This is a genomic window from Flavobacterium psychroterrae (genome assembly GCF_018380615.1).
Classification (GTDB): Bacteria; Bacteroidota; Bacteroidia; order Flavobacteriales; family Flavobacteriaceae; genus Flavobacterium; species Flavobacterium psychroterrae.
The window spans coordinates 452,896-469,819 of the sequence record NZ_JAGYVZ010000002.1 but is presented as its reverse complement, the minus strand read 5'-3'; the positions used below and the strand labels follow the sequence as shown (position 1 = coordinate 469,819).

Annotated in this window: 15 protein-coding genes and 2 tRNA genes; 7 read left to right on the top strand and 10 right to left on the bottom strand. The window is 33.0% G+C overall.

Features of this window, described 5'->3' with window-relative positions; translation table 11 throughout:
• Nucleotides 1-108 precede the first annotated feature (108 nt).
• On the bottom strand, nt 109-1,710 hold the full coding sequence (aceB, locus tag KHA90_RS03860) for a malate synthase A (RefSeq protein WP_213295598.1): 1,602 nt from the start codon (nt 1,708-1,710) through the stop codon (nt 109-111).
• A gap of 163 nt (nt 1,711-1,873) precedes the next feature.
• Between aceB and KHA90_RS03855 the strand changes: the two genes are divergently transcribed.
• The 3 genes from KHA90_RS03855 to KHA90_RS03845 all read left to right on the top strand — a co-directional run bounded on the left by KHA90_RS03855 (nt 1,874) and on the right by KHA90_RS03845 (nt 5,454).
• On the top strand, nt 1,874-3,355 hold the full coding sequence (locus KHA90_RS03855) for a helix-turn-helix domain-containing protein (protein WP_213295596.1): 1,482 nt from the start codon (nt 1,874-1,876) through the stop codon (nt 3,353-3,355).
• 458 nt (nt 3,356-3,813) lie between these two features.
• Nucleotides 3,814-4,530: a pirin family protein gene (locus KHA90_RS03850; RefSeq protein WP_213295594.1), complete on the top strand. Its 717-nt coding sequence runs from the start codon at nt 3,814-3,816 to the stop codon at nt 4,528-4,530.
• A gap of 390 nt (nt 4,531-4,920) precedes the next feature.
• Complete coding sequence (locus KHA90_RS03845) at nt 4,921-5,454, top strand: YceI family protein (RefSeq protein WP_213295591.1); 534 nt, start codon at nt 4,921-4,923, stop codon at nt 5,452-5,454.
• Nucleotides 5,455-5,630: 176 nt separating this feature from the next.
• Here the strand turns inward: KHA90_RS03845 and KHA90_RS03840 are convergent, their stop codons facing one another.
• The gene (locus tag KHA90_RS03840; RefSeq protein ID WP_213295589.1) at nt 5,631-6,494 is read right to left on the bottom strand and encodes a helix-turn-helix domain-containing protein; all 864 of its coding nucleotides are present in this window, start codon (nt 6,492-6,494) and stop codon (nt 5,631-5,633) included.
• Between the two features lie 170 nt (nt 6,495-6,664).
• Here KHA90_RS03840 and KHA90_RS03835 point away from each other — a divergent pair, with 170 nt between their 5' ends.
• Both KHA90_RS03835 and fabD read left to right on the top strand, forming a co-directional pair.
• Nucleotides 6,665-7,027 (top strand): DUF983 domain-containing protein, encoded by a 363-nt coding sequence (locus tag KHA90_RS03835; protein WP_213295587.1) that lies wholly within the window; start codon nt 6,665-6,667, stop codon nt 7,025-7,027.
• A 71-nt stretch (nt 7,028-7,098) separates the two neighbouring features.
• Nucleotides 7,099-7,974 (top strand): ACP S-malonyltransferase, encoded by an 876-nt coding sequence (gene fabD / locus KHA90_RS03830; RefSeq protein ID WP_213295585.1) that lies wholly within the window; start codon nt 7,099-7,101, stop codon nt 7,972-7,974.
• Nucleotides 7,975-8,058: 84 nt separating this feature from the next.
• Here fabD and KHA90_RS03825 read toward each other — a convergent pair whose 3' ends face one another.
• The 4 genes from KHA90_RS03825 to KHA90_RS03810 form a co-directional block, all read right to left on the bottom strand.
• Nucleotides 8,059-8,253 (bottom strand): hypothetical protein, encoded by a 195-nt coding sequence (locus tag KHA90_RS03825; RefSeq protein WP_213295583.1) that lies wholly within the window; start codon nt 8,251-8,253, stop codon nt 8,059-8,061.
• Nucleotides 8,254-8,414: 161 nt separating this feature from the next.
• Nucleotides 8,415-9,428: a UDP-glucose 4-epimerase GalE gene (gene galE, locus KHA90_RS03820; protein ID WP_213295581.1), complete on the bottom strand. Its 1,014-nt coding sequence runs from the start codon at nt 9,426-9,428 to the stop codon at nt 8,415-8,417.
• A gap of 12 nt (nt 9,429-9,440) precedes the next feature.
• Nucleotides 9,441-9,881, bottom strand: coding sequence for a nuclear transport factor 2 family protein (locus KHA90_RS03815; protein WP_213295578.1), 441 nt, complete (start codon nt 9,879-9,881; stop codon nt 9,441-9,443).
• 2 nt (nt 9,882-9,883) lie between these two features.
• The gene (locus tag KHA90_RS03810) at nt 9,884-11,017 is read right to left on the bottom strand and encodes a DegT/DnrJ/EryC1/StrS family aminotransferase (protein ID WP_213295575.1); all 1,134 of its coding nucleotides are present in this window, start codon (nt 11,015-11,017) and stop codon (nt 9,884-9,886) included.
• A 136-nt stretch (nt 11,018-11,153) separates the two neighbouring features.
• Between KHA90_RS03810 and KHA90_RS03805 the strand changes: the two genes are divergently transcribed.
• Nucleotides 11,154-12,383, top strand: coding sequence for a 3-deoxy-D-manno-octulosonic acid transferase (locus tag KHA90_RS03805; protein WP_213295571.1), 1,230 nt, complete (start codon nt 11,154-11,156; stop codon nt 12,381-12,383).
• 348 nt (nt 12,384-12,731) lie between these two features.
• Entirely contained in the window at nt 12,732-12,944 is a 213-nt protein-coding gene (locus KHA90_RS03800; RefSeq protein WP_213295569.1) for a PG1828 family lipoprotein, read from the top strand.
• Nucleotides 12,945-13,120: 176 nt separating this feature from the next.
• Here the strand turns inward: KHA90_RS03800 and KHA90_RS03795 are convergent, their stop codons facing one another.
• From KHA90_RS03795 to mutS, 4 genes are all read right to left on the bottom strand, one after another.
• Complete coding sequence (locus tag KHA90_RS03795; protein ID WP_213295566.1) at nt 13,121-13,510, bottom strand: DUF1508 domain-containing protein; 390 nt, start codon at nt 13,508-13,510, stop codon at nt 13,121-13,123.
• Between the two features lie 396 nt (nt 13,511-13,906).
• Nucleotides 13,907-13,992 (bottom strand) — tRNA-Leu (locus tag KHA90_RS03790).
• 14 nt (nt 13,993-14,006) lie between these two features.
• Nucleotides 14,007-14,079 (bottom strand) — tRNA-Gly (locus KHA90_RS03785).
• Between the two features lie 149 nt (nt 14,080-14,228).
• Nucleotides 14,229-16,835 carry a DNA mismatch repair protein MutS gene (mutS, locus tag KHA90_RS03780; RefSeq protein ID WP_213295563.1) on the bottom strand — a complete coding sequence of 869 codons (2,607 nt, stop codon included), beginning with the start codon at nt 16,833-16,835 and terminating at the stop codon, nt 14,229-14,231.
• Nucleotides 16,836-16,924 lie beyond the last annotated feature (89 nt).

Sequence of the window (16,924 nt, the reverse complement as noted above, 5' to 3'; positions counted from 1 at the left end):
AATCATTTGCAGATTTTTTTTATTCTCATTTTATCTGACTGATCTGCTAAATCTGCGTGAAAAAATTATTCGCCCGCAGATTTAGCAGATACCGCAGTTTTTAATTCTTTATAAATATTTATAGCATGGAATAGTTAAAAAGTCAACGAAATCGGGATTTACAACCAATCTTTCCAAGACTTTTTCAGCTAAAGGAAATTGCCTTTTTTCGTGAATTTCTTCGCCTAATTCGTTTTTAATTTTCTGGAATTCGTCTAACGCTAATTCGTGATAATACGCCAGATCTAATTTTTTGCCATTATCTAAAGTCACTTTATTCTGAAGCCATTGCCATAATTGTGATCTCGAAATTTCGGCCGTTGCAGCATCTTCCATTAAATTATGCAACGCCGCAGCACCCCGCCCATTCAGCCATGAAGCCAAATACAAAACTCCAACATTGATATTTTTGCGAACACCATTTTCTGTTATTATTCCAATTGGCGGTTCAATCAAATCAGATTCTGTGATTTTACGATGTTCTCTTTTAATATGAATTTGATTGGGAGTTGGCATTCCTTTATCAAAAATTTCTTTTGCTATCGAAACCAAATCCGGATGTGCTACCCAGGTTCCGTCGTGACCGTTTCGAACTTCGCGTTCTTTATCCGTTTTAACTTTTGCAAAAGCAGCAGCATTCGCTTCTTCATTATTTTTAATCGGAATTTGAGCTGCCATTCCGCCAATTGCATGAATCCCGCGTTTATGACATCTTTGAATTACCAAATTAGAATATGCATCCATAAAAGGCGAAGTCATATTTACCTGATCACGATCCGGAACAATAAACTTCGGATTTTTTCTAAATTTCTTGATGTAAGAAAAAATATAATCCCAACGTCCGCAATTCAATCCTACGATATGTTCTTTCAATTCATATATAATTTCGTCTAATTGAAAACTTGCCGTTATGGTTTCAATTAAAATCGTCACTTTTATAGTTCCTCTTTTTAATTTCAAATAATCCTCTGTAAAATCAATTACAGTATTCCACCAGCGCGCTTCGAGATAATGTTCTAATTTTGGAATGTAGAAATAAGGTCCTGAATTGTTTTCTAAAAGCCTTTTATGGTTATGAAAAACATACAATCCAAAATCTATCAAAGAACCTGAAACTTCTTTCCCTTCAATTAAAAGATGTTTTTCAGGCAAATGCAAACCACGCGGACGTACAATTAGCGTCGCAGTTTTTTCATTTAATTGATATGATTTGTGTTTCGCTAAATCTGTATGTGAAATCGTTTTGTTCACCGCATCAATCAAATTCATTTGCCCATCCATCAAATTTTGCCATGTTGGAGAAGTACTATCCTCAAAATCTGCCATAAAAGTTTTAGCACCGGAATTCAAAGCATTGATAATCATTTTGCGCTCAACTGGTCCGGTAATCTCCACTCTTCTATCCAGTAAATCTTTGGGAATTTCTCCAGCGGTCCAATTACTTTCTCTGACACTTTTAGTTTCGGCCGTAAAGGCTGGCATGACACCCTGATCAAAAGCTGTTTGTTTTTGTTCGCGTTGTAACAATAACAGTTTTCGTTGCGATTCGAATTTTTTATGCAATTCGGTTATAAAAACAATCGCTTCTTTTGTCCAGATCTTTGGATAAGAAAGATTCTTTTCGGCTAAAAATTCCATTGCCGTTTCGGTAATTTCTAATTGGTTTTTCATAGCTGTTAATTTATATTATTCAGAAATTATTGTTAGTGGTTTGATTTATAATAATTTCTACACCACAATATTAGAAAAAAGTTTTTTACAAAACAAGCGAACGTTCGCTAAATATTAAAAATAATATTTTGGCGATTATTTTTTAAATAACTATATTTGATTTATGGATATCGAAAAAGACTATATAAAGCTGATATTTGGGCTAAAACTCAAGCAAGTTCGCACTCAAAGAAATCTTTCACTTTTTGGCTTAGCCAAATTGACAAATCTTTCAAAATCGTATTTAAACGAGATTGAAAAGGGAAAAAAATATCCGAAAACAGATAAAATTTTACTTTTATGCGAGCATTTAGATGTTCCATACGACCAAATGGTATCTTTGAAACTAGATAATAATCTTGCTCCAATTGGCGAAATTCTGAAATCAGGCATTTTAAAAGAGATTCCGCTAGAGCTTTTTGGGATCCAGGAAGCTGATTTAATTGATATTATTGCGAATGCTCCAGCCAAAGTCAATGCCTTTATTAGTACCATTATCGAAATTGCCCAACATTATAATTTAAGCCGTGAAAGTTTCTTTCTGGCAGCATTACGATCTTATCAGGAAGCCAGCAGTAATTATTTTGAAGATTTAGAAAATCAGGTTATTAATTTTTCTAAATCCTTTCAGATTAATTTAGATTCTAAAATTAGTATTGAAGAATTAGAAGCAATTCTGAAAGAAGAATATGAATATAAAATAAAAGAAATTGCTTTTTCAGAACAGGAAGCGCTGGGAGATTTACGCTCTATTTATGTCCCGAAAAGTAAAACATTATTACTTTCAACAGAATTAGACAATCCGCAGAAAGCATTTATTCTAGCAAAAGAAATCGCCTACAACTACCTGAAAATATCCGATAGATTATTGACTTTCAGTTGGATTAAATTCGAAAATTTTGATCAGGTTTTGCATAATTTTTACGCTTCGTATTTTGCCGGAGCTTTATTATTGCCAAGAAAATTAGTCGTTGATAAAATAAATAGTTTCTTAAATAATGAAAATCCAAAACCGGAAGAATTTGTTGCTTTAATCGAAAGTTTCGAAGTTTCACCGGAATCATTTTATCAGAGATTGACGAATTTATTACCGAAAGATTTTAACTTAAAAAACTTATTTTTTCTAAGATTATCACATCCAATTGGTTCTGATGTATATCAAATTAAAAAGGAATTACATATCACCAATCAACAGGAACCTCATGCAAACGAAACGAACGAACATTATTGCAGAAGATGGGTTTCTGTTAAAACGATAGATGAAGCCATTAAACAAAACAAACCACACTTTTTTGATGCACAGATTTCAAGTTATGTTCACAGTGGAAATGAATATCTGGTCTTTTCATCGGCAACCAAAGATCCTTTTGTTGAGAATAATATAAGAAGTATTTCCGTTGGAATTTTGATTACTCCGGCAATGAAAAAGAAATTCAAATTCATCGAAGGAAAACCTTTGGTTAAAAGAATTGTTGGCGTTACGTGCGAAACCTGTGATGTGAAAAATTGCCTCGAAAGAGCCGCGCCTCCTATTGCTCTGGAAAATAAAAAACGCCACGAGAACACTGATGCGGTTGTTCAGCAATTTATAAGTCAATATAGTTAATTAGATTGTTAGATCTTTAGACATTAGACTTCTTAGATTTCAGAAAACTTTGAACACAATCACTTAACCGCAATCTTGTCATCTCGACGAAGGAGAGATCACACAAGAGACTCGACAAAGATTGGAGATATTTACCTGGGAGTTTATTACGGAGATCTCTTCTTCTAAAAAGACAAACATCGGCAAAGTAAACCCGACAGGTTTTTAAAACCTATCGGGTTTGGTCGCTGTCGAATTACTGCGGGGATTGCTTCGTCAACTCACGATCGGTCGGTATCATTCGAGATGATAAACTAGACCTGAGACGCACTGCTGTGCGCCTCTACAATAAAAACCTCTACACCTTAGAATCTTAGCCCCTCAGAAACTCAGTAACTTTTTTCTTAATCTACATTAAGTACGTTTCGTTGACCTTGATGGTATCTTTGTACTATAAAAATAACAAAACACATATCATCATGGAAAATATAGTATTACACAAAGCAGAAACAAGAGGAAACGCAAATCACGGATGGCTTAACGCTTACCATAGTTTTAGTTTTGCAAGTTGGTACAACCCTGAAAGAATTCAGTTTGGAGCGCTTCGTGTTTTGAACGATGACACAATTGCGGGCGGAATGGGTTTTGGAACACATCCTCACGATAATATGGAAATCATTACGATTCCGCTGGAAGGAGATTTAGCACACAAAGACAGTATGGGAAATACTGAAATTATCAAAAATGGTGATATTCAGGTAATGAGTGCAGGAACTGGAGTTCAACACAGTGAGTTTAACCCAAATGCAGATCAACAAACTAAATTACTGCAAATCTGGTTGTTTCCAAACAAGAGAAATGTAGATCCTCGTTATCAACAAATTACTTTAAATGTTGCTGACAGACACAATAAATTAGCACAAATCTTATCTCCAAATGCTGACGATGAAGGAGTTTGGATTCATCAGGACGCCTGGTTCAATATGGGGAATTTTGATTCTGGAGTTAGCACTGAATATAAAATCAAAAAAGAAGGTAATGGAGTTTACGCTTTCATTTTAAAAGGAAACGTAACGATAAACGGTCAGGAATTAAACACTCGTGATGCGGTTGGAATTTCAGGAACTGATACTTTAAATATAAAAGCAAATACAGATGCTGAATTTTTATTGATGGATATTCCGATGAACTATTAATTATAAGAAACAATTAATACTTTTTTTCAGGAAACGATAATGAATCTGTTTTTATCAGGTTTTTATCGTTTTTCTTTTGCAGAATAAAAAAAGGTTTCTCGCAGATTTTGCAGATTAAGCAGATATTTATTAGAATTCATTTTTACAAATAATCTGCGTATATCGGCTTATTTTTTTTAAAATTCGTAAGACAAAAATTGATAGAAATCTGCTTAATCTGCAAAATCTGCGAGAAACTAAAACATTTTTTCATCCTGAAATCAGTAACAAAAAAATAAACCTATAAAATTATCACTTTTCATTTCTTAATCTAGGTTAAGTGTGTTTCAAATACTCCGGACGTAACTTTGTCCTATCAAAATGAAATTAATTATTTAAAAAATAAAAATTATGGCAACTACAAAATGGTCAATTGACCCAACACATTCAGAAATTGGTTTTAAAGTTAAACACATGATGTTTACAAATGTTTCAGGTAAATTTGGAACTTACGATGCTACAATTACTACAGAAGGCGAAAACTTCGAAAATGCTGAAATTGAATTTTCAGGTGATATCGCTTCTATCGATACTGCAAATGCAGACAGAGATGGTCACTTAAGAAGTGCTGATTTCTTTGATGTTGAGAACAATCCGAAATTAACTTTCAAAGGATCATCATTTAAAAAAATCGATGCTGGAGATTATGAATTAACTGGAGATTTAACTATCAAAGGAATTTCAAAATCAGTAAAGTTTCCTGTAGAATTTAGCGGAATTATGACTGATCCTTGGGGAAATACTAAAGTAGGTTTAAGCATTGAAGGAAAAATTAATCGTAAAGATTGGGGTTTAAACTGGAACTCTGCTCTTGAAACTGGGGGAGTTTTAGTTGGAGAAGAAGTTCGTTTGAACATTGAATTACAATTTGTAAAACAAGCTTAATTCAGACAATAATAGAATTTAATTTGGTTGATTAAAAGCCTGTACTTTTTAGAAAGTGCAGGCTTTTATTTTATGAATAAAAAAGTTTGCCACGAATTTCACAAATTTCCACTAATTTTTTGCGCACAAAAAGAGTCAAAAATAATTCGTGATAATTCGTGTAATTCGTGGCAAAACTATCTAACAGTATTTCGAAACTCTGTTGGAGAAAATCCAGTTTGTTTTTTGAAAAGTCGGGAGAAATACGAGTAATCTTCGTAGCCTACTTTATAGGCAATTTCGTTTACAGCCAATTGTTTATCGATTAACATTCGCTTTATTTCCAGAATTACGCGATCCATAATAACTTCGGTTGCGGTTTTTTGGAGGATTTCATTGCAGATTCTGTTTAAATGTTTTAAAGTGATGTTTAATTTTTCGGCATAAAATGAAGGCAATTTTTCCTGTCTGAAATACTTTTCCAAAAGCATTTCGAATCTATTGATTTTGATATTATAAGAATGCGTTTGATGCGAATAAGTTTCATTGTATTTACGAGCAATTTCGATATGAATACAATCTAATAAATTCAACATTTTATCCAGTTGATATTTATTTTCCTGATTGTTTTCCTGAATTAGCAAATCAAAATAAGGCAGGATTTTTGGAATTTCTATTTCTTCAAAAACCATTTCCGGTCGATTGTGAATGGAATGATAGAAATTATATTCGTTGATGTTTTTTTGTCCGAAATACAAATTATAAAGTTCCTGAGAAAAAATAATCACAAAACCTTCAATATCTTCAGACAAACTCCAATGATGCATTTGTCCGGGCTGCAAAACAAATAAACTTCCTCTTTTAATTTCGAATTGATCAAAATCAACTTCATGCTGTCCTGAACCTTTTGTAAAAAAAACCATTAAATACGAATCATGACGATGTGGTTCTTCAACAAAACTGTGATTCTTTAAATGTTCCGTAAAAGTATTGACGTAAAAATCACGATGAATATCATTGCAACTAAAATTCTGAACACTATAAATTGGATATTTTTTCATATGCTATTAAATTTTAGATTGTAGATTTTTGGATTTGAAATTTGGAATTTCAGATTTTTTTATTGGAATTTTACGCAAAATGTCTTTATTGTGCTATAATTAGCGAAGATATAAAAAAGACTTTTATAAGTCTGTGAATTACCTTTGTATAAACAAAAAATAACTAGATCATGTCAAGTACATTAACTCATATCTTTAAAAACGAATGTCCTGTTTGTCATACAGGAAAAGTATTTAAAGACAAAAATATTTTTCTGAGTTTTAGTTTACCAAAAATGAATGAATACTGCAGTCATTGTAATTACAAATTTCAGAAAGAACCTGGTTATTTCTTTGGTGCCATGTATGTAAACTACGGATTAACTGTTGCCCAAGGTATTGCTACTTATTGTGTTGCCCAATTTTTCTTCGAAAAAAACTTCGATTTAAGAATCATTCCAATAATTGCCGTTGTAATTATTTTATTAACTTCTTTCAATCTTCGATTTTCAAGATTAGCATGGATTTATATGTTTAAAGATTATACGAGCTAAAAAAATACTATTTTTGCCTTTCAATTGAAACTAATTTTCAATTCAGAAAAATTCAACTTTAAATTAGAGAAATGAAAGCATACGTATTTCCGGGTCAGGGCGCACAATTTACAGGAATGGGCAAAGACTTATATGAATCATCGGCTTTAGCCAAAGAATTATTCGAAAAAGCTAATGAAATTTTAGGTTTTAGAATTACAGATATTATGTTCGAAGGTACTGCCGAAGAACTAAAAGAAACTAAAGTTACTCAACCGGCTGTTTTTTTACACTCCGTTATTTTAGCAAAAACTTTAGGGGAAGATTTTAAACCAGAGATGGTTGCAGGACATTCTTTAGGAGAATTTTCAGCATTGGTTGCCAACGGGACTTTATCTTTTGAAGATGGTCTTAAATTAGTTTCTCAACGTGCTCTTGCGATGCAAAAAGCCTGCGAAATTACTCCATCAACAATGGCTGCTGTTTTAGGTTTAGCTGACAATGTTGTTGAAGAAGTTTGCGCTTCTATTGACGGAATTGTGGTTGCTGCAAATTATAACTGTCCGGGACAATTGGTAATTTCAGGAGAAACTACTGCTGTTGAAAAAGCTTGTGAGGCTATGAAAGCTGCCGGAGCAAAACGTGCTTTAATTTTACCTGTTGGAGGAGCATTTCACTCTCCAATGATGGAACCTGCAAGAGAAGAATTGGCTGCTGCAATTGAAGCAACTACTTTCTCAACTCCTATTTGCCCGGTTTATCAAAATGTAACAGCAAGCGCTGTTTCTGATGCAAACGAAATCAAAAAGAACTTAATTATTCAATTGACTGCTCCTGTAAAATGGACTCAATCTGTTCAACAAATGATCGCTGACGGAGCTACTTTATTTACAGAAGTTGGTCCGGGAAAAGTATTAGCAGGTTTGATTAATAAAATTGATAAAGAAGCGGTTACGGCGAATGCTTAATTAGTTTTCAGTCGCAGTCTCAGTTTTCAGTTACTGACATATTAAATACAAAAATCCTCATAAATTAAATGTTTATGAGGATTTTTATTTCCAAGGATATGCTTTTATTCTTTTGGACATTTCAACTTTAAATTCCTCTGGAGTTAATCCTTTAGCAAACTCAGCATCAAAATCAAAAGTCTCGCGATCTATCCCTTTAAATTTAGGTTTTTGAATTTCATATTCAACAGCAGGTTCTTCAACTTTATCATTTTTAAGATCTTCTTTTTTCTTATCCATAATTCCTACAATTTAATCTTATAAATTTACAAAATAAAATCTTTCTAAAATAAAAATCCCAAATAATCAATTTAGATTATTTGGGATTTTTTGACATTCTACAGTTAGACACACTGCTCTGCGTCTCTACCGGAAAACTGTGACCGAAAACTGAAAACTATTTAAGAGCGAACTTTCTGTTCCCATTTCCAGGCACTTGCCATTGCTTCGTCTAAACTTAATTGTGCTTTCCAGCCTAAAACATTGTTTGCTTTATCTGTATTCGCATAAGCTTCGGTGATATCACCTTCACGACGCGGCATTATTTTGTACGGTAATTTTTTGTCGCTCACTTTTTCGAAACTATTTATTACTTCAAGAACTGAGCTTCCAGTTCCGGTTCCTAAATTAAAAGTTTCTACTTTTTGTAAATTCTTTTTATCGAATAAACGCTTTAATGCAATTACGTGCGCTTTCGCTAAATCTACAACGTGAATATAATCACGAACTGCAGTTCCGTCCGGAGTTGGATAATCATCTCCAAAAACCGATAATTCTTTACGCAATCCCATTCCGGTTTGTGTAATAAAAGGTACTAAATTTTGAGGAACACCTAATGGCAATTCGCCAATTTCATTGCTTGAATGCGCTCCAACCGGATTAAAATAACGCAATAAAATTGCGCGTATATTGGTTACTTTAGCTGTATCCGTAATAATTTCCTCTCCTATTTGTTTTGTGTTTCCGTAAGGAGACATTGCTGTTTGAACTGGAGCATCTTCTGTAATTGGCATTTTTTCGGCTTGACCGTAAACTGTACAAGATGAACTGAAAATAAAACTTGCCTCAGGTTTTTGCTGTAATTCCTGTAGCAGATATATTAAACTGTTAATGTTATTTTCGTAGTATAATAAAGGCTGTTCTACACTTTCGCCAACTGCTTTTGAAGCAGCAAAATGAATTACACCAGTAACATCATTATGTTTTTTAAAGAAATCATGAACCGCCGCTTTTTCTCTTAAATCTAATTTTTCGAATAAAGGCGTTTTTCCTGTAATTGCTGCAATTCCTTTTAGAACATCTTCGGTAGCATTTGAAAGATTATCAATTATCACTACTTCAAAGCCTTCATTTTGCAATTCGACTACGGTGTGAGAACCAATAAATCCTAATCCTCCTGTTACTAATACTTTCATTTTTTGGTTAATTTATGTAGTTAATTTATAAGCTTGTCTGGCAATCAAAATCCAATTATTCTTTTGCTTTTGCCAAACCAGCATTATTCCTATTTTAATATCTTTATCAATTCCGTCATCTTTTGTATGGGCCGATAAAACATGACTCACAATAGCAACGCCATTTTGAATCGTTATTGTTTGATTTTGAAATTCTATAGTAACAAAATCAGATTTCCCACTCACTATTCCGTCTATAAATTCGGCTTGATTTTGAAAATTACCATTCGAATGAACGTAACTCAATTTATCAGAAGTCAGTGCTTTTAATTTTACTCCATCAGCATCAATCATTGCTTTACGCAAACTTTCGACCTGATTACTGATCGCCGCTTTATCTTTTGAACCTGATTTTTGAGAAAAAACCGAGAACTGAACAAAAACTATTAAAACTAAAAGACAAATCCTTTTCATACTTATTTATTTAAAAATTCTAAAACCGAATCGGTTATAAATTTAATTTGCTCATCATCTAATTCTGTGTGCATTGGCAAAGCAATAACTTCCTGAACCAATTGATTCGTAACCGGAAATTGTTCTTCTTTATAGCGAGGATCTAGATACGCTTTTTGAGAATGTAAAGGAATTGGATAATAAATTGCACATGGAATTTGCTTATCCTGCAAATGCTGCAATAATCCATTTCTATCCGCATCTATAATTCTCAAAACATATTGATGAAAAACGTGATCATTTCCGTTTGCATCAAATTCCGGAGTTATAATATGTGCATTTCCGGCAAAAGCTGCATTGTATTTTGAAGCCGCTAAACGACGCGCTGCATTATATTCATCTAAAAGTGGCAATTTTGCATTTAAAACTCCAGCCTGAATACTATCTAAACGTGAATTTACACCCACAACATCGTGATGGTAACGCTCGTACATTCCGTGGTTTACGATTCCGCGAATGATGTGCGCTAGTTTATCATCGTTAGTAAAAATTGCTCCGCCATCTCCATAACAACCTAAGTTTTTAGAGGGAAAAAATGACGTTGCAGCAACTTGACCAATCACTCCTACTTTGCTTTTTGTTCCTGATTTCGAAATATAATCAGCTCCAATTGCTTGTGCATTATCTTCGATTACATATAAATTATGCTCAGCAGCAATTTCCATAATTGCATCCATATTTGCTGCGCGACCAAATAAATGTACGGGAACAATTGCTTTGGTTTTTGGTGTAATTGCTTTTTTAATTGCTTCGATATCAATATTCATGTTTGTAATATCAACATCAACTAAAACCGGTGTTAATTGCAATAAAGCAATAACCTCAACTGTAGCCGCAAAAGTAAAATCAGCAGTAATTACCTCATCGCCAGGTTTTAAATCTAAAGCCATCATTGCAATTTGCAAAGCATCTGTTCCGTTTGCACAAGGAATTACATGTTTTGCACCCAAATAATCTTCAAGATTTTTTTGAAACTGATGAACTAAAGGTCCATTTATATAAGTATTTGTATCTAAAACTTCTTGAATAGAAGCATCAACCGTAGTTTTTATTTTTTCGTATTGACTCTTTAAGTCAACCATTTGAATTTTTTTCATTTTCAATATATTTTTAAAATTAAAGAGCTGTTTTTAAAACAGAATCTCTAAAAGGAGGAACAAAAATAGTTATTTAATACCTTCAAACCAATGAAAATAATCGAAAGAACCGTAATTTAGCCACAAAAATAAACAGATGCTTTTTCTATATAATTTAGTTATTTCTATTGCGGGGTTTTTTCTGAAAATTGTAGCGCTTTTTAGTCCGAAAATTAAACTCTTTATAGACGGTCGAAAAAACGTTTTCACAATATTAGAAGATAAAATAAAACCTGGAGATAAAACGATTTGGTTTCATTCGGCATCTCTTGGCGAATACGAACAAGGTTTGCCGGTAATCGAAAAAATCAAGGAAAAATACCCTGAACATAAAATCATCGTTACTTTTTTCTCGCCTTCCGGCTATGAAGTACGCAAAAATAATACGGTTGCAGATGTTACTGTTTACCTGCCATTAGACACAAAAAGCAATGCAAAGAAATTCCTAAAACTCGTTCATCCCGAATTAGCCTTTTTTATAAAATATGAATTCTGGCTTAACTATTTAAAAGAACTGGAAACAAGCAGAACTCCAACTTATTTAATTTCGGGAATTTTCAGGGACAATCAGATGTTTTTTAAATGGTATGGTGGTTTTTACCGAAAAGCATTAAAAGCGTTCACTTATTTTTTTGTTCAGAATGAAAGTTCTAAAGAAAAAATCGAAGCCATAGGATTTCATAATGTTGTTGTTTCCGGCGATACTCGTTTTGATCGCGTAAATGCAATTTTAGAAAGAGACAATTCACTTGATTTTATTGAAAACTTTAAAAACAACAAACCTACTATTATAATAGGAAGTTCGTGGCCAAAAGATGAAGCTTTAATTGCCGAATATATCAATCAGGCACCGGAAGATGTAAAATTCATTATTGCACCGCATAACATTAAACCAGATCAGATCTCTAATTTAAAATCTCAAATTACAAAATCGACGGTTTTATTTTCAGAAAAAAGTAATCTGGATTTATCAAATTACAATGTCTTTATAATAGATACGGTTGGATTACTGACTAAAATCTATAGTTACGGAACAATGGCATATGTTGGAGGAGGTTTTGGGAATCCGGGAATTCATAACATTCTTGAACCTGCAACATTTGGGATTCCGATTATTATTGGACCAAATTACTCGAATTTTGCAGAAGCAATCCAACTTGTATCGCTTGAAGGATGTATTGTAATCTCTAATTTTAACGAATTAAAAGAAAACCTGGATCATTTACTTGCCGATGAAAATTTCTTAACAGAAAAAAGTAAGATTTGCAAAGCCTATATTCAGGATAATACAGGAGCAACAAACACCATTATGAATGTAGTTTTGTAAGCGATTTATTTAAACAATGGTTACATTTGAGTCATTATTACATAAAAAACAGCTTAAATGAGCTATTTTTACCCATATCGACTTAGTGAATATTCAATCAAAAACAAAACAAACCGCAAGGAAGGGAATAAAATAGCCAATTCTCTTATTGAATATTCAACTAAAAATAATTTAATCAAAAAATACAATAATATAACATAATTTTAGCATTGTGGCATATTATTTGATAACTAAGATAATCGTGAGCAAATGAAAATATTTTAAAAAAAAAATAAAAAAATATTTTACATATTAAAAAATTTATATCTTTGCCACGAATTAATAATTAACCTTTTATAATAAAGTAAGATGAAAAAAGTATTTTTAAGTTTAGCTGTTGTTGCTGTTTTAACTGTTGTTTCTTGTAAAAAAGCTGATGCTGCAGCTACTGAGTCTGTAGATTCTACTGCTGTAACTGTTGATTCTGCTGCTGCTGTAGTTGATTCTGCTGCTGCAACTGTTGATTCTGCTGCTGCTAAAGTTGATTCTGCTGCTGCTAAAGTAGAAGAAGTAAAAAAATAATTAGAACCTAGTTTCTAAAAATTTTAAAACCATCTTTGAGATGGTTTTTTTTTGTGCTTATATTTTTACAAATTTTAACATTTATAAAAATAATCCTCAATAACAAAAAATTCCAAATTCCAAACAAGACGTTATTGGAATTTGGAATTTTTAAATAATTGGAATTTCGTTTTTTTTTATTCTTCAACTTCTTCTCCAACTTCTTCCACCTCTTCCTCTTCATCCTCAAAAATCGATTCGCTGGACGAGAAGTCTAAAATTTCAGATCTTGAAGCATAGGTTACAATTTCCTTTATTCCTTTTTGCAGAAGCAATTCTGTAGTGTATTTACGACTTGTTGCAAAGTGAAGTTCACCCAACATCAATTTAAAGAAATACTTTCCTCCAGAGCCTTTAAATTTTAAAAACCTCGCCTGGTCAATAATCAATTTAAATTTCTCAATATCCTCTTCGCATTCAAATTTCAGTTCATAACTCAAACTTGTAAATATCACTTTACCTTTCCTGGAAGTAAATACGAATTTATATTCGTCATTAAATCTTTTACTTATTACGAAAGCACCCATTTATTATTTTAGATTTTAGATTTTAGATTGTTGATTTTAGACTTTCTTAGATTCTTAGATTCTTAGATTCTTAGATTCTTAGATTCTTAGATTCTTAGATTCTTAGATTCTTAGATTCTTAGATTCTTAGATTCTTAGATTCTTAGATTCTTAGATTCTTAGATTCTTAGATTCTTAGATTCTTAGATTCTTAGATTCTTAGATTCTTAGATTCTTAGATTCTTAGATTCTTAGATTCTTAGATTCTTAGATTCTTAGATTCTTAGATTCTTAGATTCTTAGATTCTTAGATTCTTAGATTCTTAGATTCTTGAAATAAATTTACTTCGTAAATTTATTTCAAATTACTATGAGTTTACAGCATAAAAAAAGCCTCTTCAAAAGAAGAGGCTTTAGTACTCAGAGCGGGACTTGAACCCGCACGAACATTGCTGTTCACTGGATTTTAAGTCCAGCGTGTCTACCAATTTCACCATCCGAGCATTATATGGCATTGAGCGAAAAACGGGGCTCGAACCCGCGACCTCGACCTTGGCAAGGTCGCGCTCTACCAACTGAGCTATTTTCGCGTTTCAAATTCTTGTAAGAACTACAATACTTGACTTGCTCTGTATTGCGAGTGCAAATTTAGGACATTTATTCAATTACACAAGCGTTTTTTGAAAAAAAAATCAACTTATTTTATAACTTTCTGATAACCTAAACTTTAAATATGAAATTATTTTTTAACCAGCATTCTTTTAATCTCATTAAGCTTCATCAATGCTTCGACCGGTGTTATTGCATTGATGTCAAGACTCATGATCTCTTCTTTTATTTCTTCTAACAAAGGATCATCTAAATTAAAAAAGCTCATTTGCATTTCGTCTGCCGCTGATTTCACTCCGTTTAGCGCATCACTGGAATGATTCTTCTCTAATTTCTTTAATAACTTCTGCGCCTTCAAAATTACGATTTGAGGCATTCCCGCCATTTTCGCAACATGAATTCCAAAACTATGTGCACTTCCTCCTTTTACCAGTTTACGGATAAAAAGAACGGTGTCTTTTAATTCTTTTACTGCAACATTATAATTCTGAATTCTCGGCAATGATTCGGTCATTTCGTTTAATTCATGATAATGCGTAGCAAATAAGGTTTTAGGTTGTGATGGATGTTCGTGTAAAAATTCGGCAATAGCCCAGGCAATCGAGATTCCGTCATAGGTACTTGTTCCTCTCCCAATTTCATCTAATAAAACCAGACTACGATCTGAAATATTATTCAAGATAGAAGCCGTTTCATTCATCTCAACCATAAAAGTAGACTCTCCCATGGAAATATTATCCGATGCTCCTACTCTGGTAAAGATTTTATCGACAATTCCCATTCTCACACTGTCAGCCGGAACAAAACTTCCCATTTGAGCCAATAATACAATTAAAGCAGTTTGTCTTAATATAGCCGACTTACCTGACATATTGGGACCGGTTATCATGATAAGTTGCTGGGTTTCTCTGTCAAGAAAAACATCATTGGCAATATAAGGTGTTCCTACCGGTAATTGTTTTTCGATTACAGGATGTCTTCCGTTTTTGATTTCAAGCTCAAAAGTTTCATCAATTTCAGGACATACATATTGATTCTCTACAGCCAATTGCGTAAACGAACACAGACAATCTAATTGAGCTACCAAATTTGCGTTCATCTGAACCGGTTTGATATAGGTCGAAATCCAGGCCACTAATTGCTCAAAAAGCTCCGATTCGATTTTATGGATTTTTTCTTCGGCACCTAAAATTTTTGTTTCGTATTCTTTTAATTCTTCGGTAATATAACGTTCTGCATTTACTAAGGTTTGTTTACGAATCCATTCTGTTGGCACTTTGTCTTTATGCGTATTTCGAACTTCGATATAATATCCAAAAACATTATTAAAGGATATTTTCAAAGACGAAATTCCTGTTCGCTCTGATTCTCTTTTTTCTATTCCTTCCAGATATTCTTTTCCGGATGTCGAAATATCTCTTAAATCATCCAGTTCTTCACTTATTCCTCTTGCAATTGCATTTCCTTTTGAAATTGCAACCGGCGCATCCTGATTTAAGGTTGTTTTAATTTTCTCTCTTAATAAATCACAAGCATGCAAACTATCTCCTATAACTTTCACGGCTTCTTGCGGACTTGCAAGCGCCAGAGTTTTTATTGGAATAATAGCGTCAAGTGATTCTTTTAAATAAACAATTTCTCTTGGCGAAACTTTTCCGGCAGCGATTTTAGATATCAAACGTTCTAAATCTGAAATTTGCTTGATTTGATATTGAATATTATATAATACTTCAGAATTTGATTTCAAATATGAAACTACATCATGACGTCCTTTTATTTTATGACTGTCTTTTAACGGCAAGGCAAGCCAGCGTTTCAATAAACGCCCTCCCATTGGCGAAAGCGTTCTGTCGATAACATCTAAAAGTGTTACTGCATTTGGATTATAACTATGGTATAATTCTAAGTTTCTAATTGTAAAACGATCCATCCAGACATATGCATCTTCGGCAATACGCTGAATCGCTGTAATATGCTGGACACGATTGTGCTGTGTTTCGGACAAATAATATAAAATAGCTCCGGAGGCAATAATTCCTTCCTTCAATTCTTCTATACCAAAACCTTTTAAGGAAACTGTCTGAAAATGTTTGGTCAAAGTTTCTAAAGCATAATCTTCTTTGTAGATCCAGTCTTCGAGATAAAAAGTATGAAAATCTTCTCCAAAAGCAGCTTTGAAATCTCCCTTATTATTCTTTGGAACCAGAATTTCACTCGGATTAAAATTCTGCAATAATTTGTCGATGTATTCCGCATTTCCCTGAGCGGTTAAAAACTCGCCTGTGGAAACATCTAAAAAAGAAACTCCGATATTTTTATTAGCAAAATAAACTGATGCTAAAAAGTTATTTGTTTTTGATTGTAAAACTTCATCATTTAAGGAAACTCCGGGAGTTACTAATTCAGTAACGCCACGTTTCACAATAGTTTTGGTCATTTTTGGATCTTCAAGCTGATCGCAAATCGCGACGCGAAGTCCGGCTTTTACCAATTTGGGCAAATACGTATTAATAGAATGATGTGGAAAACCTGCTAATGCTGTTTCAGTTTCAGATCCTGCTCCTCTTTTGGTTAATGTTATCCCAAGGATCTTTGATGCCCGGACAGCGTCTTCTCCAAAGGTTTCATAAAAATCACCCACTCTAAAAAGCAGACATGCATCAGGATATTTTCTCTTGATTTCGTTGTACTGTTTCATTAACGGTGTTTCTTTCACCACTTTCTCTTTAGCTGCCAAATTATTGTATTTTAAATGGAAAATTAAGACAGCGAATTTATAATATTTTGAAGGAATATTGCAGTGCTTCAAAAATTAAAATATTTTAA